This window comes from Geobacillus genomosp. 3 (genome assembly GCF_000445995.2).
Classification (GTDB): domain Bacteria; phylum Bacillota; class Bacilli; order Bacillales; family Anoxybacillaceae; genus Geobacillus.
Window position 1 is genome coordinate 84415 of sequence record NC_022080.4, and the last position, 23471, is coordinate 107885.

The 23471-nt window shown below is 52.6% G+C and carries 14 protein-coding genes, 8 tRNA genes, 4 rRNA genes and 1 other annotated feature; all 26 genes read left to right on the forward strand.

Annotated elements, in window-relative coordinates:
- The first annotated feature begins 2 nt into the window (after positions 1-2).
- The 26 genes from dusB to cysS all read left to right on the forward strand — a co-directional run bounded on the left by dusB (position 3) and on the right by cysS (position 23471).
- Positions 3-1001, forward strand: coding sequence for a tRNA dihydrouridine synthase DusB (gene dusB / locus M493_RS00420; RefSeq protein ID WP_020958327.1), 999 nt, complete (start codon positions 3-5; stop codon positions 999-1001).
- Between the two features lie 87 nt (positions 1002-1088).
- Positions 1089-2573 (forward strand): lysine--tRNA ligase, encoded by a 1485-nt coding sequence (gene lysS, locus M493_RS00425; protein ID WP_020958328.1) that lies wholly within the window; start codon positions 1089-1091, stop codon positions 2571-2573.
- Positions 2574-2756: 183 nt separating this feature from the next.
- Entirely contained in the window at positions 2757-3389 is a 633-nt protein-coding gene (locus M493_RS00430; RefSeq protein ID WP_020958329.1) for a hypothetical protein, read from the forward strand.
- A 208-nt stretch (positions 3390-3597) separates the two neighbouring features.
- A 5S ribosomal RNA gene (rrf, locus tag M493_RS00435) occupies positions 3598-3714 on the forward strand.
- A gap of 8 nt (positions 3715-3722) precedes the next feature.
- A tRNA-Val gene (locus M493_RS00440) sits at positions 3723-3798 on the forward strand.
- A 426-nt stretch (positions 3799-4224) separates the two neighbouring features.
- Positions 4225-4300, forward strand: a tRNA-Lys gene (locus M493_RS00445).
- 14 nt (positions 4301-4314) lie between these two features.
- Positions 4315-4399: transfer RNA gene (locus M493_RS00450), tRNA-Leu, on the forward strand.
- A gap of 11 nt (positions 4400-4410) precedes the next feature.
- Positions 4411-4485, forward strand: a tRNA-Gly gene (locus M493_RS00455).
- Positions 4486-4500: 15 nt separating this feature from the next.
- Positions 4501-4586, forward strand: a tRNA-Leu gene (locus tag M493_RS00460).
- Between the two features lie 3 nt (positions 4587-4589).
- Positions 4590-4663 (forward strand) — tRNA-Arg (locus tag M493_RS00465).
- A gap of 4 nt (positions 4664-4667) precedes the next feature.
- Positions 4668-4741: transfer RNA gene (locus tag M493_RS00470), tRNA-Pro, on the forward strand.
- A 12-nt stretch (positions 4742-4753) separates the two neighbouring features.
- Positions 4754-4826 (forward strand) — tRNA-Ala (locus tag M493_RS00475).
- A gap of 265 nt (positions 4827-5091) precedes the next feature.
- Positions 5092-6650: ribosomal RNA gene (locus M493_RS00485) — 16S ribosomal RNA — on the forward strand.
- A gap of 571 nt (positions 6651-7221) precedes the next feature.
- Positions 7222-10149: ribosomal RNA gene (locus M493_RS00490) — 23S ribosomal RNA — on the forward strand.
- A 316-nt stretch (positions 10150-10465) separates the two neighbouring features.
- Positions 10466-10582: ribosomal RNA gene (gene rrf / locus M493_RS00500) — 5S ribosomal RNA — on the forward strand.
- Together the 16S, 23S and 5S rRNA genes with 8 tRNA genes alongside form the textbook arrangement of a ribosomal RNA operon.
- A gap of 281 nt (positions 10583-10863) precedes the next feature.
- On the forward strand, positions 10864-11325 hold the full coding sequence (gene ctsR, locus M493_RS00505; protein ID WP_020958331.1) for a transcriptional regulator CtsR: 462 nt from the start codon (positions 10864-10866) through the stop codon (positions 11323-11325).
- A 14-nt stretch (positions 11326-11339) separates the two neighbouring features.
- Positions 11340-11888 carry a UvrB/UvrC motif-containing protein gene (locus tag M493_RS00510; RefSeq protein WP_020958332.1) on the forward strand — a complete coding sequence of 183 codons (549 nt, stop codon included), beginning with the start codon at positions 11340-11342 and terminating at the stop codon, positions 11886-11888.
- 4 nt (positions 11889-11892) lie between these two features.
- Positions 11893-12984, forward strand: a complete 1092-nt coding sequence (locus M493_RS00515; protein WP_020958333.1) for a protein arginine kinase — start codon at positions 11893-11895, stop codon at positions 12982-12984.
- Positions 12981-15416 carry an ATP-dependent protease ATP-binding subunit ClpC gene (clpC, locus tag M493_RS00520; RefSeq protein ID WP_020958334.1) on the forward strand — a complete coding sequence of 812 codons (2436 nt, stop codon included), beginning with the start codon at positions 12981-12983 and terminating at the stop codon, positions 15414-15416. The genes M493_RS00515 and clpC overlap by 4 nt, the downstream gene beginning before the upstream one ends.
- A 76-nt stretch (positions 15417-15492) precedes the next feature.
- Positions 15493-16866, forward strand: a complete 1374-nt coding sequence (radA, locus tag M493_RS00525) for a DNA repair protein RadA (RefSeq protein WP_020958335.1) — start codon at positions 15493-15495, stop codon at positions 16864-16866.
- A 204-nt stretch (positions 16867-17070) separates the two neighbouring features.
- Positions 17071-18165, forward strand: coding sequence for a PIN/TRAM domain-containing protein (locus tag M493_RS00530; RefSeq protein WP_020958336.1), 1095 nt, complete (start codon positions 17071-17073; stop codon positions 18163-18165).
- A 21-nt stretch (positions 18166-18186) separates the two neighbouring features.
- A complete protein-coding gene (gene ispD / locus M493_RS00535) occupies positions 18187-18873 on the forward strand; it encodes a 2-C-methyl-D-erythritol 4-phosphate cytidylyltransferase (protein WP_020958337.1) in 687 nt (228 codons plus the stop codon).
- 14 nt (positions 18874-18887) lie between these two features.
- A complete protein-coding gene (gene ispF, locus M493_RS00540; protein WP_020958338.1) occupies positions 18888-19370 on the forward strand; it encodes a 2-C-methyl-D-erythritol 2,4-cyclodiphosphate synthase in 483 nt (160 codons plus the stop codon).
- Between the two features lie 194 nt (positions 19371-19564).
- Entirely contained in the window at positions 19565-21034 is a 1470-nt protein-coding gene (gltX, locus tag M493_RS00545) for a glutamate--tRNA ligase (protein WP_020958339.1), read from the forward strand.
- Positions 21035-21111: 77 nt separating this feature from the next.
- Positions 21112-21348: a binding site (T-box leader), on the forward strand.
- Between the two features lie 43 nt (positions 21349-21391).
- Positions 21392-22084, forward strand: coding sequence for a serine O-acetyltransferase (gene cysE / locus M493_RS00550; protein WP_256380470.1), 693 nt, complete (start codon positions 21392-21394; stop codon positions 22082-22084).
- A complete protein-coding gene (gene cysS, locus M493_RS00555) occupies positions 22062-23471 on the forward strand; it encodes a cysteine--tRNA ligase (RefSeq protein WP_020958341.1) in 1410 nt (469 codons plus the stop codon). The genes cysE and cysS overlap by 23 nt, the downstream gene beginning before the upstream one ends.

Genomic DNA, 23471 nt, shown 5'->3' on the forward strand with positions numbered 1-23471 from the left:
GGATGTTTCGCATTGGTGATGTCGAGATTAAAAATCGCGTCGTACTTGCCCCGATGGCGGGGGTGTGCAACTCCGCGTTTCGTTTGACTGTCAAAGAATTCGGCGCCGGGCTTGTATGCGCAGAGATGGTGAGCGATAAAGGAATCGTATATAACAATGAAAAGACGTTAAATATGTTATATATCGATGAACGGGAAAAGCCGCTCAGCCTGCAAATTTTCGGCGGTGAAAAGGAAACGCTTGTCGAGGCAGCGAAGTTTGTCGATAAAAATACGAACGCTGATATTATTGACATTAACATGGGCTGCCCAGTCCCGAAAATTACAAACTGCGACGCGGGGGCGAAATGGCTTCTTGACCCGAACAAAATTTACGATGTCGTCGCCGCCATTGTCGATGCTGTCGAAAAACCGGTTACGGTCAAAATGCGGATCGGTTGGGACGACCAGCATATTTACGCCGTTGAAAACGCCCAAGCAGTCGAGCGCGCCGGTGGCAAAGCCGTCGCCGTCCACGGACGGACAAGGGTGCAAATGTACGAAGGAAAAGCGGATTGGAACATTATTAAACAAGTGAAAGAAGCGGTTAATATCCCAGTCATCGGCAACGGCGATGTCAAAACGCCGCAAGACGCCAAGCGGATGCTCGAAGAAACTGGGGTTGACGGCGTCATGATCGGGCGGGCGGCGCTCGGCAACCCGTGGATGATTTACCGCACAGTTCGCTATTTGGAAACCGGAGAACTCATTCCTGAACCGACCCCGAGGGAGAAAATCGATGTCTGCTTGCTGCACTTGGATCGCCTGATCGCCCTCAAAGGCGAGTACATCGCGGTGAAAGAGATGCGCAAGCACGCCGCTTGGTACTTAAAAGGCGTGCGCGGGGCAGCGAAAATCCGCAATGCCATCAACGAGTGCGAGACGCGGGATGAGTTGGCGGCACTGTTGGTTCAAGTTGCAGAAGAAGCGGAAAGCCGAGCGGCGAACGCTCAAGCCGTCTAGCAAAGGTGTGACATGTAAACAGCGGATGACTGCCAGCTCGTGCTGGCAGTATTTTTCGTAAAAATCGCCAAATGGAGTGAAGGAACCATGAGCCATGAAGAATTGAACGACCAACTGCGTGTCCGCAGGGAAAAATTGAACAAAATTGAAGAACTAGGCGTTGACCCGTTCGGCAAACGGTTCGAGCGCACGCATAAAGCGGAAGAACTGTTTGAACTGTACGGGGATTTGTCAAAAGAGGAACTCGAAGAGCAACAAATCGAAGTCGCCGTCGCCGGCCGCATCATGACGAAACGCGGCAAAGGAAAAGCGGGGTTTGCCCACATTCAGGACGTGACAGGGCAAATCCAAATTTACGTCCGTCAAGACGATGTCGGCGAACAGCAATACGAGCTGTTTAAAATCTCCGACCTTGGTGATATCGTCGGCGTGCGCGGCACGATGTTCAAAACAAAAGTTGGCGAGCTTTCTATCAAAGTATCGTCGTATGAATTTTTAACAAAAGCACTGCGCCCGCTGCCGGAAAAATACCACGGTTTAAAGGACGTCGAACAGCGCTACCGCCAGCGCTATCTTGACTTAATTATGAACCCGCAAAGCAAGCAGACGTTCATTACCCGCAGTCTCATTATTCAATCGATGCGCCGTTATCTTGACAGCCATGGCTACTTGGAAGTCGAAACACCGATGATGCACGCCGTAGCAGGCGGCGCGGCGGCCCGCCCGTTCATTACGCATCATAATGCACTTGATATGACGCTGTACATGCGAATCGCCATTGAGCTGCATTTGAAACGGCTCATCGTCGGCGGTTTAGAAAAAGTGTATGAAATCGGACGTGTTTTCCGGAATGAAGGCATCTCCACCCGCCATAACCCGGAGTTTACGATGCTCGAGTTGTATGAGGCGTATGCCGACTTCCGCGATATTATGCAATTAACGGAAAACTTGATCGCCCACATTGCCACAGAGGTGCTTGGCACAACGAAAATCCAATATGGTGAACATATCGTCGATTTAACGCCTGAATGGCGGCGGTTCCACATGGTGGATGCGATCAAAGAATACGTCGGCGTCGATTTTTGGCAGCAAATGACCGATGAGGAAGCGAGGGCGTTGGCCAAAGAACATGGCGTTGAAGTCGCCCCACACATGACGTTCGGCCATATCGTCAACGAGTTTTTTGAACAAAAAGTAGAGGATAAACTAATCCAGCCGACGTTCATTTACGGCCACCCGGTCGAAATCTCGCCATTAGCCAAGAAAAACCCAGACGACCCGCGCTTTACCGACCGGTTTGAGCTGTTTATCGTCGGGCGCGAACATGCGAACGCCTTTACGGAACTAAACGACCCGATCGATCAGCGTCAACGGTTTGAGGCGCAGCTGAAGGAGCGCGAACAAGGAAACGACGAAGCGCACGAAATGGACGAGGATTTCCTCGAAGCGCTTGAATACGGCATGCCGCCGACGGGCGGACTCGGGATCGGGGTCGACCGGTTAGTCATGCTTTTGACCAATTCACCGTCCATTCGCGATGTCCTTCTCTTCCCGCAAATGCGCCATAAATAACAATGATCGTCCCCTGCCGCGAACAACGGCAGGGGATAATTTGTTAAGGGATATCGATTCGAGAAAAAAAGTCGGTTGTTTATCAGCCTCTAGAAAGAAGATCAATATCATTGGACAGTTGACCTGCATATATTAACGGAGGACTCGGAAGTAAAAAACATAAAGGTGAAAGGAGCGGTTCTGTTGCTTTCCTATCCGATCCTCTATCGCAATCCTCCTGTGGCCGAGGCCGCACAGATCAGCGCCCCGAAAATTAGTCCCAAAGCGGTCATCGGCGTCGATTCGATGATTATCGGTGATATAACGATCGCTGATGATGTGTTTATCGGTTTTAAAAATTTGTTGCGAGCAGACTCGGGGTATCCGTATTATGTCGGTCCTTATACGAATATCCAAGACTATGTGCTTATGCATGTACATCCCGGCCGCGAACATGTGAACGTGAAAGGCCGAAAATGGGGTGTTTATCTCGAAGGGGAAAACAGCGTCTTGCACCACGCAGCCGTGCATGGTCCCCTGTTCGTCGGGCGGAATACATTCATTGGGCAACACGCCAATATTTATGACGCCATAATCGGCAGAAATTGCGTCATCATGCATGGGGCGACCGTAACCAACGGCGTGAAAATCCCCGATAATCGGTTCGTCGCTCCAGGAGAGACAGTATGGCAACAGGAACAGGCCGACCGATTGCCACCTGTCCCAGACAAATGGAAAGACTTAAACCGGAAGATCGTCGACCATTACTACCGTCTCGGCAAATCGTATTTGCATCATACACCGCTAGCATTTTCTTACGGTGCACATCGATACTAATTTTCATTTAACTATTGACTTTTACTCATAGAATATGTAAAATGTAAGACGTTGTTTTTAATAATAAAACAAAAAACGAAATAAGTTGACAAACCTCCTTTAGTGTGCTATATTATGATAGCACGCGGATGCGTCAATCATGATATTCAAAAAGTATTGACAAACAAACATATTCGATTATAATATTATTTGTCTGTTATATTGACTGCCTAGTGATGATAGCGGAGGGGAAACACCCGTTCCCATCCCGAACACGGAAGTTAAGCCCTCCAGCGCCGATGGTAGTTGGGGCCAACGCCCCTGCGAGAGTAGGTCGTCGCTAGGCAGTATCGTGGAGGATTAGCTCAGCTGGGAGAGCACTTGCCTTACAAGCAAGGGGTCGGCGGTTCGATCCCGTCATCCTCCACCACCTATATAGCACGATGACCCATTCGCTCAGTAACGAGCGATGCATCGTCGAATAGACTTCGAGTTGCCCCGACGCACTTGACTTCCATGAATAAGCTTGTAGAGGAAGGGGCAGGTAGAGCAAAGCGATGCTTAGAGTGTTATTGAAAACATGAGCCATTCGCTCAGCAACGAGCGATGCATCGTCGAATGGGCTTCGAGTTGCCCCGACGCACTTGACTTCCGTGAATAAGCTTGTAGAGGAAGGGGCAGGTAGAGCAAAGCAATGCTTGGAGTGTTATTGAAAACATGAGCCATTCGCTCAGCAACGAGCGATGCATCGTCGAATGGGCTTCGAGTTGCCCCGACGCACTTGACTTCCGTGAATAAGCTTGTAGAGGAAGGGGCAGGTAGAGCAAAGCGATGCTTAGAGTGTTATTGAAAATATGAGCCATTAGCTCAGTAGGTAGAGCATCTGACTTTTAATCAGAGGGTCGGAGGTTCGAGTCCTCCATGGCTCACCATTAACTATATATTTGCGGGTGTGGCGGAATTGGCAGACGCGCTAGATTCAGGGTCTAGTGCCCTTTACGGGCGTGGGGGTTCGAGTCCCTTCACCCGCATAATGATCCGGGCGGAAGTAGTTCAGTGGTAGAACACCACCTTGCCAAGGTGGGGGTCGCGGGTTCGAGTCCCGTCTTCCGCTCCATTTATTTGCCCATTAGCCGGGGTGGCGGAATTGGCAGACGCACAGGACTTAAAATCCTGGGGTAGGTAACTACCGTGCCGGTTCGAGTCCGGCCCTCGGCACTTGCGCTCGTAGCTCAACTGGATAGAGCATCTGACTACGGATCAGAAGGTTAGGGGTTCGAATCCTCTCGAGCGCGTTAACGGGAAGTAGCTCAGCTTGGTAGAGCACATGGTTTGGGACCATGGGGTCGCAGGTTCAAATCCTGTCTTCCCGATAGCGGAAATACGGGGCCTTAGCTCAGCTGGGAGAGCGCCTGCTTTGCACGCAGGAGGTCATCGGTTCGATCCCGATAGGCTCCATCATCGTTCCTTGAAAACTGAACGAAACGAAGCGCAAACGAAAAGCTGAGGCCCGATATTTCGCCTAAAAGCAACCCGCGTCCTGCGGGTAACGGCGAAATATCGCCGTCCTGGCGATCGCGATGGGCAAATGTTCTTCGCCTGCAGGGATGTTTACATCCCGAAGGCGGAGGTTATTTGACCCCGAGCGGCGGCGGGCCGAAGCTAGACAATCCAAAAAGCGAAGGCTCGTGATGAGCCGAAGCTGAACAAGCCAATCAACTTTCTTTTGGAGAGTTTGATCCTGGCTCAGGACGAACGCTGGCGGCGTGCCTAATACATGCAAGTCGAGCGGACCGGATCGGAGCTTGCTCTGGTTTGGTCAGCGGCGGACGGGTGAGTAACACGTGGGCAACCTGCCCGCAAGACCGGGATAACTCCGGGAAACCGGAGCTAATACCGGATAACACCGAAGACCGCATGGTCTTCGGTTGAAAGGCGGCCTTTGGCTGTCACTTGCGGATGGGCCCGCGGCGCATTAGCTAGTTGGTGAGGTAACGGCTCACCAAGGCGACGATGCGTAGCCGGCCTGAGAGGGTGACCGGCCACACTGGGACTGAGACACGGCCCAGACTCCTACGGGAGGCAGCAGTAGGGAATCTTCCGCAATGGACGAAAGTCTGACGGAGCGACGCCGCGTGAGCGAAGAAGGCCTTCGGGTCGTAAAGCTCTGTTGTGAGGGACGAAGGAGCGCCGTTTGAACAAGGCGGCGCGGTGACGGTACCTCACGAGAAAGCCCCGGCTAACTACGTGCCAGCAGCCGCGGTAATACGTAGGGGGCGAGCGTTGTCCGGAATTATTGGGCGTAAAGCGCGCGCAGGCGGTCCTTTAAGTCTGATGTGAAAGCCCACGGCTCAACCGTGGAGGGTCATTGGAAACTGGGGGACTTGAGTGCAGGAGAGGAGAGCGGAATTCCACGTGTAGCGGTGAAATGCGTAGAGATGTGGAGGAACACCAGTGGCGAAGGCGGCTCTCTGGCCTGTAACTGACGCTGAGGCGCGAAAGCGTGGGGAGCAAACAGGATTAGATACCCTGGTAGTCCACGCCGTAAACGATGAGTGCTAAGTGTTAGAGGGGTCACACCCTTTAGTGCTGCAGCTAACGCGATAAGCACTCCGCCTGGGGAGTACGGCCGCAAGGCTGAAACTCAAAGGAATTGACGGGGGCCCGCACAAGCGGTGGAGCATGTGGTTTAATTCGAAGCAACGCGAAGAACCTTACCAGGTCTTGACATCCCCTGACAACCCAAGAGATTGGGCGTTCCCCCTTCGGGGGGGACAGGGTGACAGGTGGTGCATGGTTGTCGTCAGCTCGTGTCGTGAGATGTTGGGTTAAGTCCCGCAACGAGCGCAACCCTTGCCTCTAGTTGCCAGCATTCAGGTGGGCACTCTAGAGGGACTGCCGGCTAAAAGTCGGAGGAAGGTGGGGATGACGTCAAATCATCATGCCCCTTATGACCTGGGCTACACACGTGCTACAATGGGCGGTACAAAGGGCTGCGAACCCGCGAGGGGGAGCGAATCCCAAAAAGCCGCTCTCAGTTCGGATTGCAGGCTGCAACTCGCCTGCATGAAGCCGGAATCGCTAGTAATCGCGGATCAGCATGCCGCGGTGAATACGTTCCCGGGCCTTGTACACACCGCCCGTCACACCACGAGAGCTTGCAACACCCGAAGTCGGTGAGGTAACCCGCAAGGGAGCCAGCCGCCGAAGGTGGGGCAAGTGATTGGGGTGAAGTCGTAACAAGGTAGCCGTACCGGAAGGTGCGGCTGGATCACCTCCTTTCTAAGGATGAAGAAAAGCGGAAGCGCCGCGATCGGCTCTCGAAGCCAAATGTTCTTCACCCACAGGGGTGCTTGCACCCCGAGGGGGAAGGTTATTTGGCAGAAGAGAGCCAGGCGCTGGAGCTAGACACCAGTCGTGATTCAACGCAAATTGCGCTTCTGTTTCGTTCAGTTTTGAGGGAATGAGAGGTTCCTTCAAAAGCGCCTGTGCCTGCGTCTGCTAGCAGGTTCAGGGAAGCAAGATTCCTCGGCACAAAGCCGCAAGGAGGATTGTTCAAAGAAGCCGCTTTGCGTCTTTCAGCAGATTCAAGGAAGATGGATTCCTCGGCGCAAAGCTGCAAGGAAGCAGACTCAAAGCAGTCGCTTCGTTCAGTTTTGAAGGAATGAAAAATTCCTTCCCATCGTTCTTTGAAAACTAGATAACCGGAAAAGCGGAGGCGCCGAGATCGGCTCTTGAAGCCAAATGTTCTTCACCCGTAGGGGTGCTTGCACCCCGAGGGGGAAGGTTATTTGGCAGAAGAGAGCCAGGCGCCGACGCTAGACAGTGTAGGAAGAAGCCGAGATGCGCTGTAGGTTAAGCTAGAAAGGGCGCACGGTGGATGCCTTGGCACTAGGAGCCGATGAAGGACGGGGCAAACGCCGAAACGCTCCGGGGAGCTGTAAGCAAGCGTCGATCCGGAGATGTCCGAATGGGGGAACCCCCTGCCCGTAATGGGGCAGGATCCATGCCTGAATCCATAGGGCATGGAGGGCACACCCGGGGAACTGAAACATCTTAGTACCCGGAGGAGAAGAAAGCAAACGCGATTCCCTGAGTAGCGGCGAGCGAAACGGGAACAGCCCAAACCAAGAGGCATGCCTCTTGGGGTTGTAGGACCGCCCAGATGGGAGTGAGAAAGGAACGGGGTAGACGAACCGGTCTGGAACGGCCGGCCAGAGAAGGTGACAGCCCTGTAGTCGAAACTTCGTTCCCTCCCGGGCGGCTCCTGAGTACGGCGGGACACGGGAAATCCCGTCGGAAGCAGGGAGGACCATCTCCCAAGGCTAAATACTCCCTAGTGACCGATAGTGCACCAGTACCGTGAGGGAAAGGTGAAAAGCACCCCGGAAGGGGAGTGAAAGAGAACCTGAAACCGTGTGCCTACAAGTAGTCAGAGCCCGTTAAAGGGTGATGGCGTGCCTTTTGTAGAATGAACCGGCGAGTGACGATGGCGTGCGAGGTTAAGCCGAACAGGCGGAGCCGCAGCGAAAGCGAGTCTGAACAGGGCGTATGAGTACGTCGTCGTCGACCCGAAACCAGGTGATCTACCCATGTCCAGGGTGAAGGCCGGGTAACACCGGCTGGAGGCCCGAACCCACGCACGTTGAAAAGTGCGGGGATGAGGTGTGGGTAGGGGTGAAATGCCAATCGAACTTGGAGATAGCTGGTTCTCCCCGAAATAGCTTTAGGGCTAGCCTCAAGGTGAGAGTCTTGGAGGTAGAGCACTGATTGGGCTAGGGGCCCTCATCGGGTTACCGAACCCAGTCAAACTCCGAATGCCAATGACTTATCCTTGGGAGTCAGACTGCGAGTGATAAGATCCGTGGTCAAGAGGGAAACAGCCCAGATCGCCAGCTAAGGCCCCGAAGTGCACGTTCAGTGGAAAAGGATGTGGAGTTGCCCAGACAACCAGGATGTTGGCTTAGAAGCAGCCACCATTTAAAGAGTGCGTAATAGCTCACTGGTCGAGTGACTCTGCGCCGAAAATGTACCGGGGCTAAACGTGCCGCCGAAGCTGCGGGATGACCGTTGGTCATCGGTAGGGGAGCGTTCTAAGGGCACAGAAGCCAGACCGGAAGGACTGGTGGAGCGCTTAGAAGTGAGAATGCCGGTATGAGTAGCGAAAACAGAGGTGAGAATCCTCTGCGCCGAAAGCCTAAGGGTTCCTGAGGAAGGTTCGTCCGCTCAGGGTTAGTCGGGACCTAAGCCGAGGCCGAAAGGCGTAGGTGATGGACAACAGGTGGAGATTCCTGTACCACCTCCTTCCCGTTTGAGCGATGGGGGGACGCAGGAGGATAGGGCGAGCAGGCGGTTGGAAGAGCCTGTCCAAGCCGCAAGGCTGATCCGTAGGCAAATCCGCGGATCAAAAAGGCCAAGCGGTGACGGCGACGGAGTCATCCGGAAGTCCCCGATTTCACACTGCCAAGAAAAGCCTCTAGCGAGGGAAGAGGTGCCCGTACCGCAAACCGACACAGGTAGGCGAGGAGAGAATCCTAAGGCGCGCGGGAGAACTCTCGTTAAGGAACTCGGCAAAATGACCCCGTAACTTCGGGAGAAGGGGTGCTCGTTTGGGTGAAGAGCCCGAACGAGCCGCAGTGAAAAGGCCCAAGCGACTGTTTATCAAAAACACAGGTCTCTGCGAAGCCGAAAGGCGACGTATAGGGGCTGACACCTGCCCGGTGCTGGAAGGTTAAGGGGAGCGCTTAGCGCAAGCGAAGGTGCGAACCGAAGCCCCAGTAAACGGCGGCCGTAACTATAACGGTCCTAAGGTAGCGAAATTCCTTGTCGGGTAAGTTCCGACCCGCACGAAAGGTGTAACGACTTGGGCACTGTCTCAACGAGAGACCCGGTGAAATTATATTACCTGTGAAGATGCAGGTTACCCGCGACAGGACGGAAAGACCCCGTGGAGCTTTACTGCAGCCTGATATGGAATTTTGGTATCGCTTGTACAGGATAGGTGGGAGCCAGAGAAGCCGGAGCGCCAGCTTCGGTGGAGGCGGCGGTGGGATACCACCCTGGCGGTATTGAAATTCTAACCCGCACCCCTTATCGGGGTGGGAGACAGTGTCAGGTGGGCAGTTTGACTGGGGCGGTCGCCTCCCAAAAGGTAACGGAGGCGCCCAAAGGTTCCCTCAGAATGGTTGGAAATCATTCGGAGAGTGCAAAGGCACAAGGGAGCTTGACTGCGAGACGGACAGGTCGAGCAGGGACGAAAGTCGGGCTTAGTGATCCGGTGGTTCCGCATGGAAGGGCCATCGCTCAACGGATAAAAGCTACCCCGGGGATAACAGGCTGATCTCCCCCAAGAGTCCACATCGACGGGGAGGTTTGGCACCTCGATGTCGGCTCATCGCATCCTGGGGCTGTAGTCGGTCCCAAGGGTTGGGCTGTTCGCCCATTAAAGCGGTACGCGAGCTGGGTTCAGAACGTCGTGAGACAGTTCGGTCCCTATCCGTCGTGGGCGCAGGAAATTTGCGAGGAGCTGTCCTTAGTACGAGAGGACCGGGATGGACGCACCGCTGGTGTACCAGTTGTCCCGCCAGGGGCACCGCTGGGTAGCTATGTGCGGACGGGATAAGCGCTGAAAGCATCTAAGCGTGAAGCCCCCCTCAAGATGAGATTTCCCATCGCGTAAAGCGAGTAAGATCCCTCGAAGATGACGAGGTCGATAGGTCCGAGGTGGAAGCGTGGCGACACGTGGAGCTGACGGATACTAATCGATCGAGGGCTTAACCTAATTAGAAAAGCGCAGGCGAGCGGGTCGCCGCGATGGGCAAATGTTCTTCGCCTGCAGGGATTTGCGATCCCGAAGGCGAAGGTTATTTGACCCCGAGCGGCGGCGAGCCGAAGCTAGACAGCAGGAAAAGTGGAGGCCGCCCGCTTATCGGCGAAACGCGCTGGAGGGCCTGCGAGGAGGCTGTCGCCGCCGCAGCAGGACCGAAGCGTCGCGAGCCGATGGCGGCCGGAACTAGACAGTGAAAAGCGCAAGCGCCGCTTCTTCCGACAACGGTTATCTAGTTTTCAGGGAACGAATTCCTGACAACCTCATATGGCCTAGTGGTGATAGCGGAGGGGAAACACCCGTTCCCATCCCGAACACGGAAGTTAAGCCCTCCAGCGCCGATGGTAGTTGGGGCCAGCGCCCCTGCGAGAGTAGGTCGCTGCTAGGCAAGAAAAAAGCACGTCTTTTTTAGAAAAAAGGCGTGCTTTTTCATTTATCAGCCACCTGATGTTTCGTCAGCTGAAAAAACGGATATTCTATAGTTAGTTTGATTTCTCCGGTAACTCTTGCAATTTTTCATAATACATTATATAGTAAAGGTAAGGTCAAATATAGTCAAAGTCAACAAGAAGGCGATGATCCCAGATTTTTGCTACGGATCGTCCGTTTATTAGATGGCAGCTGGTTTCATTGCTAAACAGCTTGGTTGTGAGGAAGGTGGGAGGTAGAGTGCCAAACATTTCCGACATTATTGAGCAATATTTAAAGCAAGTACTCAATATGAGCGACCAAGATATCGTCGAAATTAAACGAAGTGAGATTGCTAATAAATTCCAATGCGTTCCATCCCAAATTAACTATGTCATTAATACGAGGTTCACACTCGAGAGAGGGTATATCGTCGAAAGCAAGCGCGGTGGCGGAGGCTATATCCGCATTATGAAGGTGAAGACAAAAAGCGAGTCTCAGCTCATTGACCAGCTACTTGGACTTATTAGCCACCGCATTAGCCAGTCGAATGCCGAAGATGTGGTAAAACGTCTTGTGGAAGAAAAGGTGATTTCGGAGCGGGAAGCGAAAATAATGTTAAGCGTGATGGATCGCTCCGTTTTATACATTGGCTTGCCCGAGCGGGACGAACTGCGGGCTCGTATGTTAAAGGCGATGTTGACGTCGTTAAAATACAAGTAAGGGAGGGGGAGGCGTTGATTTGCCAAGAATGCAAGCAGCGACCGGCAACGATGCATTTTACGAAAATTGTCAACGGCGAAAAAGCGGAATTCCATCTTTGTGAGCAATGCGCTAAAGAGCATGGCCATATGTTTATGCTCTACGGTCATGATGACTTTCCACTCAACAATTTGTTAGCAGGGCTGCTCAACTTCCAAGCCCCCATGAAAGAAATGACGGCCAATGCGTTTCCGAACCCGGACTTGCTTCAATGTGAGACGTGCAACATGACGTATCACCAGTTTACGCAAATCGGGCGGTTTGGCTGTGCTGACTGTTACCGTACGTTTGCTCGCTACTTGCCGCCGATTTTGAAACGGCTTCATAGCGGAAATACCGCCCATTCAGGAAAAATTCCGAAACGGAAAGGCGGCGTTCTCCATTTGCGCAAGCAGCTTGCTGTGCTGAAGCAAAAGCTCCAAGAGTTGGTTGCCCGTGAGGAATTTGAGCGGGCGGCTGAAGTGCGCGATCAAATCCGCTCTTTAGAGGATGAACTTCGCCAACGCGGAGAGGGGGATATGTAGCCGTATGTCGTTTGAGAAATTTTTCAATACGGCGGTCAGCGCTTGGATGAGTCAAGAGGGACCAGATTCGGACATTGTCTTGAGCAGCCGCATCCGGCTGGCCCGCAATATTATCGATTTTCACTTCCCAACGTTGTTTAACAGCGAGGAGGCAAAACAAATCGTCTCTTTGTTTGAGCGGACGTTTGCCCACCGTTCATATGGAGGGACAGGCGAGTTCGAGCTGTTGAAAATGTCGGAGCTTCAGCCGATTGAAAAACGGGTATTAGTAGAAAAGCATTTAATTAGTCCACATTTGGCTGAGGATTCGCCATTTGGCGCCTGTCTGCTCTCGGAGAATGAGGAAATTAGCATTATGATCAATGAAGAGGACCATATTCGCATCCAATGCTTATTTCCGGGGTTGCAACTTGCTGAGGCGCTTGAGGCGGCGAGCGAATTGGACGATTGGATTGAAGGGCACGTCAACTATGCGTTTGATGAGCGGCTTGGTTACTTAACGAGCTGCCCGACGAACGTCGGGACAGGGCTTCGGGCGTCCGTGATGATGCATCTTCCGGCGCTTGTGTTGACGCAACAGATCAACCGCATTATCCCCGCCATCAACCAACTCGGTCTTGTCGTCCGCGGCACGTATGGGGAAGGAAGCGAGGCGTTGGGTAACATTTTTCAAATCTCGAACCAAATCACGCTTGGAAAATCGGAGGAGGACATCGTCGCGGATTTGCACACGATCGTCCAACAGCTGATTGCTCAAGAAAGAGCGGCCCGTCACGCATTAGTGAAAACTTTAGGCATACAATTAGAAGACAAGGTGTTCCGCTCATACGGCATATTGGCCAACTGTCGCGTCATCGAGTCGAAAGAGGCGGCACAGTGCCTGTCAGATGTGCGTTTAGGAATTGATTTAGGGTACATCCAAAACATTTCGCGTAACATTTTAAACGAGCTGATGATTTTAACACAGCCAGGCTTTCTGCAGCAATATGCCGGCGGGGCGCTCCGCCCTGAGGAACGGGATGTTCGTCGGGCCGCATTAATTCGGGAACGATTAAAGATGGAAGAACGAAGAAAGATGGAGGGTGATGAACGATGATGTTTGGCAGATTTACGGAACGGGCACAAAAAGTGCTGGCGTTGGCACAGGAAGAAGCCATTCGCCTCGGCCATAACAATATTGGCACGGAACACATTTTGCTCGGGCTGATCCGCGAAGGCGAAGGGATCGCCGCTAAAGCGCTTATGGCGCTCGGGCTTGGCCCGGATAAAATTCAGAAAGAGGTCGAATCGCTCATCGGCCGCGGCAGTGAAGTGTCGCATACGATCCATTACACACCGCGGGCGAAAAAAGTGATTGAGCTGTCGATGGATGAGGCGCGGAAGCTCGGTCATTCGTACGTCGGGACGGAACATATTTTGCTTGGATTGATCCGCGAGGGCGAAGGAGTAGCTGCCCGCGTGTTGAACAACTTAGGGGTGAGTTTGAACAAAGCGCGCCAACAAGTGTTGCAGCTGCTCGGCAGCAATGAATCGGTATCAGGCCACGGTGGTGGAGGCGCCTCACATGTAAGCACACCGACGCTTGACAGCCTCGCCCGTGATTTGACGGCGATTGCCCGTGAAGGACGGCTTGATCCGGTCATCGGCCGCAGCAAAGAAATTCAGCGCGTGATTGAAGTGTTGAGCCGGCGGACGAAAAACAATCCGGTGTTGATCGGTGAACCGGGTGTCGGGAAAACCGCGATCGCCGAAGGATTGGCTCAGCAAATCGTCAATAATGAAGTACCGGAAACATTGCGTGATAAACGGGTCATGACGCTTGATATGGGTACGGTGGTCGCTGGGACGAAATACCGCGGCGAATTTGAAGACCGGCTGAAAAAAGTGATGGACGAAATTCGTCAGGCTGGCAATATCATTTTGTTCATCGATGAACTCCATACGTTAATCGGCGCCGGGGGGGCGGAAGGAGCCATCGATGCGTCGAACATTTTAAAACCGGCCCTAGCGCGCGGAGAATTGCAATGTATCGGTGCGACAACGCTTGATGAATACCGGAAATACATCGAAAAAGATGCCGCGCTTGAACGCCGCTTCCAACCGATTCACGTGGATGAGCCGACGGTTGAGGAGTCCATTCAAATTTTAAAAGGGTTGCGCGACCGATATGAGGCGCACCATCGCGTCTCGATCTCCGATGAGGCGATCATGCAGGCAGTCAAACTGTCCGACCGTTACATTACCGACCGGTTCCTGCCGGATAAAGCGATCGACTTGATCGACGAAGCTTGCTCAAAAGTGCGTCTCCGTTCGTTCACGGCGCCGCCGAAACTAAAAGAACTGGAGCAAAAGCTCGAAGAAGTGCGGAAAGAAAAAGATGCAGCTGTCCAAAGCCAAGAGTTTGAAAAAGCGGCCTCGCTGCGCGATATGGAACAACGGCTGCGCGAAGAGCTTGAGGAAACGAAACGGGCATGGAAAGAAAAGCAAGGTCAAGAAAACTCTGAAGTAACGGTCGAAGATATCGCCGCTGTTGTCTCAAGTTGGACCGGCATTCCGGTATCTAAGCTGGCCGAAACGGAAACGGAGCGGCTGCTCAAGCTGGAGGAAATTTTGCACGCGCGCGTCGTCGGTCAGGACGAGGCGGTTAAGGCAGTTGCTAAAGCGGTGCGCCGCGCCCGGGCTGGTTTGAAAGACCCGAAACGCCCGATCGGTTCGTTCATTTTCCTTGGTCCGACCGGCGTTGGGAAAACGGAATTGGCCCGTGCATTGGCCGAGGCAATGTTTGGGGATGAAGACGCCCTCATCCGCATTGATATGTCCGAGTATATGGAGAAACACTCAACATCGCGGCTCATCGGGTCGCCGCCAGGGTATGTCGGCTATGAAGAAGGCGGTCAGCTGACGGAAAAAGTGCGCCGGAAGCCATACTCGGTCGTTCTGTTGGATGAAATGGAAAAAGCGCATCCTGACGTGTTTAATATTTTGCTGCAAGTATTAGAGGACGGGCGGTTGACCGACTCGAAAGGACGGACAGTCGACTTCCGCAACACGATTATTATTATGACATCCAACGTCGGTGCGGACGCCTTGAAGCGGAACAAGTACGTCGGCTTTAACATTCAAGATGGAAACCAGCAATATCAGGACATGAAAAGTAAGGTGATGGACGAACTGAAAAAAGCGTTCCGACCGGAGTTTTTGAACCGGATCGACGAAATTATCGTCTTCCATTCGCTCGAAAAAGATCACCTAAAACAAATTGTCCGCCTGATGGCCGATACGCTTGTGAAGCGGCTGAAGGAACAAAATATTGATCTTGAACTGACTGAGGCAGCGATTGAGAAAATTGCCGCCGAAGGGTTTGATCCGGAATATGGGGCCCGCCCATTGCGCCGCGCCTTGCAAAAACATATCGAAGACCGTTTGTCTGAGGAGCTATTAAAAGGCACGATCGCCAAAGGGCAAAAAGTTGTTGTCGATGTGAAAGACGGAGAGTTTGTCGTCTTGTCGAAACAGGCGGTCGTATAAAGGAAAAAAGGTATGCGGCAGCTTGCTGCCCATACCTTTTTTTCGTACGGACAATGTTGTAGAAAGGGTTAGATGAATGGTTAAAAAGAAAACGAAATTTGTTTGCCAGGAATGTGGGTATGAATCCGCCAAATGGCTCGGCCGCTGTCCAGGCTGTCAAACGTGGAACTCGTTCGTTGAAGAAATCGAGCGGGCGAAGCCGGCTGTGCGCGGGACGTTTCTTCATTCGGAGCCGTCGGAAACGGCCAAACCGATTCCGATTACGGCCGTTCAGGCGGTGCAAGAGCCGCGTATTGAAACGAAAAGTGCGGAGCTCAATCGCGTGCTCGGTGGAGGGATTGTGACAGGTTCGCTCGTCTTAATTGGCGGCGACCCGGGCATCGGCAAGTCGACGTTGCTGTTGCAGACATCGGCGCAGCTCGCTGCAGCCGGACACACCGTGTTGTATATATCCGGCGAGGAATCGACGAAGCAAGTGAAGCTGCGCGCCGGACGTCTTCGCGCTGAATCTGATCAACTGTATGTGTTAGCGGAGGCGAATTTGGAATATATTGTAACAGCAATTGAAACGATTCGGCCTGCCTGTGTCGTCATTGATTCGATTCAGACGATGTACCGGACGGATATTACGTCAGCGCCGGGCAGCGTCGCCCAAGTGCGCGAGTGTACTGCCGAGTTGATGAAAATCGCCAAGACAAAAGGCGTCGCCATTTTTATCGTCGGCCATGTGACGAAAGAAGGGGCGATCGCCGGGCCGCGCATCTTAGAGCATATGGTTGACACTGTTCTTTATTTTGAAGGCGAGCGGCATCACACGTACCGTATTTTGCGGGCGGTGAAAAACCGCTTTGGCTCGACGAATGAAATCGGTATTTTTGAAATGCGCGACATGGGGTTAAGAGAAGTGGAAAACCCGTCTGAAGTGTTTTTGGAAGAGCGGTCGCGCGGAGCGGCCGGATCGACGGTAGTGGCGGCCATGGAAGGGACGCGTCCGGTATTGGTGGAAATCCAGGCGCTCGTCTCGCCGACAAGCTTCGGCAACCCGAGGCGGATGGCGACCGGCCTTGATCATAACCGTGTGTCGCTTCTGATGGCTGTGCTCGAAAAGCGGGTCGGACTGCTGTTGCAAAATCAAGATGCTTATTTGAAAGTGGCAGGAGGAGTGAAGCTTGACGAACCGGCCATCGATTTGGCGGTCGCCGTCAGCATTGCCTCGAGTTTCCGCGACCGGCCGACAAATCCGGCCGATGTCATTATCGGCGAAGTCGGCTTGACCGGGGAGGTACGCCGCGTTTCCCGTATTGAACAGCGCGTACAGGAGGCTGTCAAGTTAGGTTTTTCCCGCGTCATTGTGCCAAAAAACAATTTGGCTGGCTGGCAGCCGCCTGTGGGCGTTAACGTGATCGGTGTTTCGCATGTGACCGAGGCGCTTGAGCATACGATGTTATAAACTGCATAAAATGACTGAACCTTTTTGTTTCGACGGACGTAAAAAATAGTAGGGGCCGGAGCGAGCCGGGCGCTGTGCCAGCACCTGCTGCTCATGATTACAAGTAGATGTCGAATGTTCAAAAACGGTTAAAAATTGCCTTCCAATTGGTTTCAAACATTGGAAACTGTTTATAATGTTAGATAGGGAGGTGAAGATGAACCGATGGTCAGACGTGTTGTACAACTATTTTTTCTCGCGGTGGGCGGAACGCTGGGCGCCATGTTTTTGCCCGATTTGCTTGAGCTGTTGAATGTAAGCGGCATATCGCTTGTCAATAATTCCTATACGTTGGCGGTGTTGGGGGCTGTTCTTTTCTTTTTGCTGACGTTTTGGCTTGTCGATTATGTCGTCGATATGATTCGCTGGGCGGAAGAGACGCTGGTAAAGGCGCCGGCTGCTGACGTGCTATTTGGCAGTCTCGGGCTGATTTTTGGTCTTATTATCGCGTTTTTAGTCGTTATGCCGCTGCAATCGTTTCGCATTCAAGTGCTGAATACGGTGCTGCCGATTTTTTTGACTGTGCTGCTTGGTTATTTAGGGTTTCGCGTTGGTTTAAAGAAACGGAATGAGCTGATGAACTTATTTTCCCTTTCCAATCGAATGACGAAGAAAAAAGGCGGAGAAGTTGAAACTGAAACGACTAAAGGCGGAGCGGTGAAAATTTTAGACACAAGCGTCATCATTGACGGACGGATCGCGGACATTTGCCAAACAGGGTTTTTGGAAGGGCCGCTTGTCATTCCCCGTTTTGTGTTAGAGGAGCTTCAGCATATTGCGGATTCCTCCGATGTATTGAAACGAAACCGCGGCCGCCGCGGTTTGGATATTTTGAACCGCATCCAAAAAGAGATGGCGATGAAAGTGGAAATTCACGAGGCGGATTTCAATGATGTGCAGGAAGTCGATAGCAAGCTCGTTAAGTTGGCGAAACAGCTTCAGGGAGTGGTGGTCACGAACGATTTCAATTTAAACAAAGTGTGCGAGCTGCAAAATGTGCGCGTCCTCAATATCAACGACTTAGCCAACGCTGTCAAACCGGTCGTGCTGCCGGGCGAAGAGCTGAATGTGCACGTCATTAAAGACGGAAAAGAACATAACCAAGGTGTCGCCTATTTGGATGATGGGACGATGATCGTTGTTGAAGACGGCAAAGAATATATCGGCAAACGGGTTGACGTCCTGGTCACTAGCGTGTTACAAACATCTGCGGGGAGAATGATTTTTGCCAAACTGAAACTGTTGCAAAAGGCGCTTTAACAAGAATAGGGGAAACGTCCAATGAATTATGAAGCAATCGTATTGGCGGCCGGGCAAGGAAAGCGGATGAACGCCGGGATGAACAAGCAATTTATTAAGCTTGGGGGTGAGCCGCTCATCGTCCGAACGCTGAAAGTATTCGAGGGTGATGAACGATGCACCGGCATTGTGCTTGTCGTCAATCCGGCTGAGCGAAGCCGGATTGAACAACTGCTCGAACGCTACTGCATTCGAAAAGTAGCAGCGTTCGCCAACGGCGGTGAGGAGCGGCAGCATAGTGTGTATAACGGGTTGCAGGCGCTGAAGGGAGGGGAGATTGTCCTCATTCACGACGGCGCCCGTCCGTTTGTTCGCGTCCGGCATTTGCACGAGCTGGCGGATGCCGCTGTTCAATATGGGGCGGCTGTTCCAGCGGTGCGGGTAAAAGACACGATCAAAAAAGCGGACGGTTTATTTGTCGAACAGACGATTGATCGTTCCAGCTTGTGGGCGGTGCAAACACCACAAGCTTTTCGTCTGTCTTTGATCATGGAAGCGCACGAAGAGGCGAAAAAAGCCGGTTGCCTCGGCACAGACGATGCCAGCCTAGTTGAGCGGCTCGGCAAGCCAGTGAAAATTTTGGAAGGGGATTATCGCAACATTAAGTTGACAACCCCGGAAGACCTGTTATTTGCCGAGGCGATTTTAGCGAGCCGCATCGCGGAGTAGATGGGGGTGAAGACATGTTTCGCATTGGACAAGGGTTTGATGTCCATCAATTGGTGGAAGGGCGTCCGCTCATCATTGGCGGCGTACATATTCCGTATGAGAAAGGGTTGCTTGGCCACTCAGATGCGGATGTGCTGCTTCACGCAGTGGCGGATGCATGTCTTGGGGCCATTGGCGCCGGCGATATCGGGCGGCACTTCCCGGATACTGACCCGCGCTATAAAGACGCGGACTCAACCGAGTTGTTGGCGCACGTATGGACGCTCGTCCGACAAGAAGGGTATGCATTAGTGAACGCGGACTGCATCATTATCGCGCAAAAGCCGAAGATGGCACCGCACATTGAGGAGATGAAAGCGGTGATCGCCCGGCTGCTTGAAGCCGAACGTTCGCAAGTGAATGTGAAGGCGACGACGACAGAAAAGCTCGGGTTCACTGGGCGAGAAGAAGGCATTGCCGCTCAAGTGGTCGTGCTGCTGCAAAAGAGCGGGGTGTAACTTTGGCGATGCGACGCTTCCGGAAGATCGCCCGGGAAGCGGCGGTGCAACAGTCCGAAGGCATTCTGGCCTCCTGTTTTTTCGCTCGGGGCATTTAGGCGCCGTCTGGAAGGTGAGCCGTCCGTTTTGAACTTTGTTACGATAAACGGTACAATAATAGCACAAGTTTTTGATGGAAGTGGAGGGGTTGGACGATGGCAAAAGACGTGCGTGTGCGTTATGCGCCGAGCCCGACCGGTCATTTGCATATCGGCGGGGCGCGGACAGCGCTGTTTAACTATTTGTTTGCTCGTCATCATGGCGGAAAAATGATCGTCCGCATCGAAGATACGGATATTGAACGGAACGTGGAAGGCGGCGAACAGTCGCAGCTTGAAAACTTAAAATGGCTCGGCATCGATTATGACGAATCGGTCGATAAGGACGGCGGATACGGGCCGTATCGGCAGACGGAGCGGCTGAACATCTACCGAAAGTATGTGAACGAATTAATCGAACAAGGGCATGCCTACAAATGTTTTTGCACACCGGAGGAACTTGAGCGGGAACGGGAGGAGCAGCGGGCGGCAGGTATTGCCGCTCCGCAATACAGCGGCAAATGCCGCCATTTGACGCCGGAGCAAATTGCAGAGTTTGAAGCTCAAGGCAAACCGTATACGATCCGCCTGAAAGTGCCCGAAGGGAAAACGTATGAAGTTGACGATCTAGTGCGTGGCAAAGTGACGTTTGAATCGAAAGATATCGGCGACTGGGTCATTGTAAAGGCGAACGGTATTCCGACGTACAACTTTGCTGTTGTTATTGACGACCATTTAATGGAAATCAGCCATGTGTTCCGCGGCGAAGAGCACTTGTCCAACACGCCGAAGCAGTTGATGGTGTATGAATATTTCGGTTGGGAGCCGCCGCAGTTTGCCCATTTGACATTGATTGTCAACGAACAGCGGAAAAAGCTGTCCAAGCGTGATGAATCGATCATTCAGTTCGTGTCGCAATACAAAGAGCTTGGCTATTTACCCGAGGCGATGTTCAACTTTTTTGCCCTCCTTGGCTGGTCGCCGGAAGGGGAAGAAGAAATTTTTTCGAAAGACGAACTCATCCGCATATTTGATGTTTCGCGGCTGTCGAAGTCGCCGTCAATGTTTGACACAAAAAAGCTGACGTGGATGAACAATCAATATGTGAAGCGACTTGATTTGGACCGGCTCGTTGAGTTGGCCTTGCCGCATTTGGTGAAGGCCGGGCGCCTGCCGGCGGACATGAGCGACGAACAGCAGCAATGGGCGCGCGATTTGATCGCCTTGTACCAGGAGCAAATGAGTTACGGGGCGGAGATCGTCCCGCTGTCCGAGCTGTTCTTTAAGGAGGAAGTCGAGTACGAGGACGAAGCGCGCCAAGTGCTCGCTGAAGAGCAAGTGCCGGACGTGCTTTCCGCCTTTTTGGCGAACGTGCGCGAGCTTGAGGCGTTTACAGCTGATGAGATTAAAGCGGCGATCAAAGCGGTGCAAAAGTCAACCGGACAAAAAGGGAAGAAGTTGTTTATGCCGATTCGCGCCGCCGTGACTGGACAAACGCACGGACCGGAACTGCCGTTTGCCATCCAGCTGCTTGGCAAAGAAAAAGTGATCGAACGGCTCGAACGGGTACTGCAAGAAAAATTTTAGCTGTTCTTTTATGCACGTTTGCTTGACGGCTGTGGTATAATAATACAAAGTTTATCAGTTGAACAAGCGTATATAATGGCAAAGCGTTGACGAGGAGAAGTAGGAAACATCGGCATTCCAGAGAGAACCGCCTTGGCTGGGAGCGGTTTATGCCCGTTGTTGTCTGAAATGCGCCTCGGAGCCTCCTTTCGAACCGGAACAGAGACGTTCTGCAGTAGAGGGGAGCGGAGCATCTCCGTTATCAGACTCGAGTGGGCGAAACGGCGCATCCGTTTCGCTAAACAGAGTGGAACCGCGCCAAAAGCGTCTCTGTGTCTTCGGCACAGGGGCGCTTTTTTATTCATTATAATCAATGGGATGGAGGGAGGACACGCTATGTTTAAAACATTAAAAGAAGACATCGAAGTGATTTTCGACCAAGACCCGGCAGCAAGAAGCTATTTGGAAGTCATTTTAACGTATTCTGGGTTGCATGCCATCTGGGCGCACCGGGTCGCCCACGCGCTTTACAAACGGAAATTTTTCTTTCTTGCCCGTTTGGTTTCACAAATTAGCCGCTTTTTCACCGGCATTGAAATCCATCCGGGCGCAAAAATCGGGCGTCGCTTTTTCATCGACCACGGCATGGGAGTCGTAATCGGTGAGACATGCGAAATTGGCGACAACGTCACCGTCTATCAAGGAGTGACATTAGGCGGGACGGGAAAAGAAAAAGGGAAGCGCCATCCGACGATTAAAGACAACTGTTTAATCGCTGCCGGCGCGAAAGTGCTCGGTTCGATTACGATCGGGGAAAACTCGAAAATCGGCGCCGGATCGGTGGTGCTAAAAGACGTGCCGCCGAATTCAACGGTTGTCGGCATCCCCGGCCGCGTGGTCGTGCGTGATGGGGTGAAAGTGAAAAAAGATTTGAACCATACCGATTTGCCGGACCCGATCGCCGACCGGTTCCGGGAGCTTGAGGAGGAAATCAACCGGCTAAAAAGCGAGCTGGAGGCATTGAAACAACACGAAAGGAAGAGCGAATATGAGCAGCATCCGGCTTTATAACACGCTGACGCGAAAAAAGGAACCGTTTGAGCCGCTTGAACCGAACAAAGTGAAAATGTATGTGTGCGGCCCGACGGTCTATAATTATATTCATATTGGCAATGCCCGGGCCGCCATCGTCTTTGACACGATTCGGCGCTATTTGGAGTTCCGCGGCTATGATGTGACGTACGTATCCAACTTTACGGATGTCGACGATAAACTGATTAAGGCGGCCCGTGAGCTTGGCGAAAGCGTGCCGGCGATCGCTGAGCGGTTTATTGACGCATATTTTGAAGACATTCAAGCGCTTGGTTGCAAAAAAGCGGACATCCACCCGCGCGTGACGGAAAATATCGAAACGATTATCGAATTTATTCAGACGCTTATCGACAAGGGGTATGCGTACGAGGTGGACGGCGACGTCTACTACCGGACGCGCAAGTTTTCCGGCTATGGCAAGCTGTCGCATCAGTCGATCGATGAATTGCAGGCTGGAGCGCGCATCGAAGTCGGCGAGAAAAAAGACGACCCGCTCGATTTCGCCCTTTGGAAAGCGGCGAAAGAAGGAGAGATTTGTTGGGACAGTCCATGGGGAAAAGGGCGGCCGGGCTGGCATATCGAATGCTCAGCGATGGCGCGCAAGTATTTGGGTGATACAATCGACATTCACGCCGGCGGCCAAGATTTGACGTTTCCGCACCATGAAAATGAAATCGCCCAATCGGAAGCACTGACCGGCAAACCGTTTGCGAAATACTGGCTGCACAATGGGTATTTAAATATTAACAACGAAAAAATGTCGAAGTCGCTCGGCAACTTCGTGCTCGTTCACGATATCATCCGGCAGATTGACCCGCAAGTGTTGCGTTTCTTTATGTTGTCGGTCCATTATCGCCACCCGATCAACTACAGCGAAGAGCTGCTCGAGAGTGCAAGACGCGGGCTCGAACGCTTGAAGACAGCCTATGGCAACTTGCAGCACCGGCTCGGGGCAAGCACGAACTTAACCGACAACGATGATGAATGGCTGTCGCGTATCGCTGCGGCCCGCGAATCATTCATCCGTGAGATGGACGACGATTTCAACACGGCCAATGGCATCGCTGTACTGTTTGACTTGGCGAAGCAAGCAAACTTGTATTTGCAGGAAAAAACGACATCTGAAACCGTTATTGGTGCGTTTTTGCGCGAATTTGAACAGTTGATGAACGTCCTTGGCCTCGATCCAAAGCCAAAGCAAGAGGAGCTGCTTGACGAGGAAATCGAAGCACTGATCCAAAGGCGAAACGAGGCGCGGAAAAATCGGGACTTCGCGTTGGCTGACCGCATCCGCGATGAGCTGAAAGCCAAAAACATTATTTTGGAAGATACGCCGCAAGGAACGAGATGGAAACGGGGATTATAA

Bases quoted from the DNA above. Each gene is read 5' to 3' on its own strand.
- dusB (WP_020958327.1), top strand. From the start codon at position 3: ATGTTTCGCATTGGTGATGTCGAGATTAAAAATCGCGTCGTACTTGCC.
- lysS (WP_020958328.1), top strand. From the start codon at position 1,089: ATGAGCCATGAAGAATTGAACGACCAACTGCGTGTCCGCAGGGAAAAA.
- M493_RS00515 (WP_020958333.1), top strand. From the start codon at position 11,893: ATGTCGTTTGAGAAATTTTTCAATACGGCGGTCAGCGCTTGGATGAGT.
- clpC (WP_020958334.1), top strand. From the start codon at position 12,981: ATGATGTTTGGCAGATTTACGGAACGGGCACAAAAAGTGCTGGCGTTG.
- radA (WP_020958335.1), top strand. From the start codon at position 15,493: ATGGTTAAAAAGAAAACGAAATTTGTTTGCCAGGAATGTGGGTATGAA.
- M493_RS00530 (WP_020958336.1), top strand. From the start codon at position 17,071: ATGGTCAGACGTGTTGTACAACTATTTTTTCTCGCGGTGGGCGGAACG.
- ispD (WP_020958337.1), top strand. From the start codon at position 18,187: ATGAATTATGAAGCAATCGTATTGGCGGCCGGGCAAGGAAAGCGGATG.
- ispF (WP_020958338.1), top strand. From the start codon at position 18,888: ATGTTTCGCATTGGACAAGGGTTTGATGTCCATCAATTGGTGGAAGGG.
- gltX (WP_020958339.1), top strand. From the start codon at position 19,565: ATGGCAAAAGACGTGCGTGTGCGTTATGCGCCGAGCCCGACCGGTCAT.
- cysE (WP_256380470.1), top strand. From the start codon at position 21,392: ATGGAGGGAGGACACGCTATGTTTAAAACATTAAAAGAAGACATCGAA.
- cysS (WP_020958341.1), top strand. From the start codon at position 22,062: ATGAGCAGCATCCGGCTTTATAACACGCTGACGCGAAAAAAGGAACCG.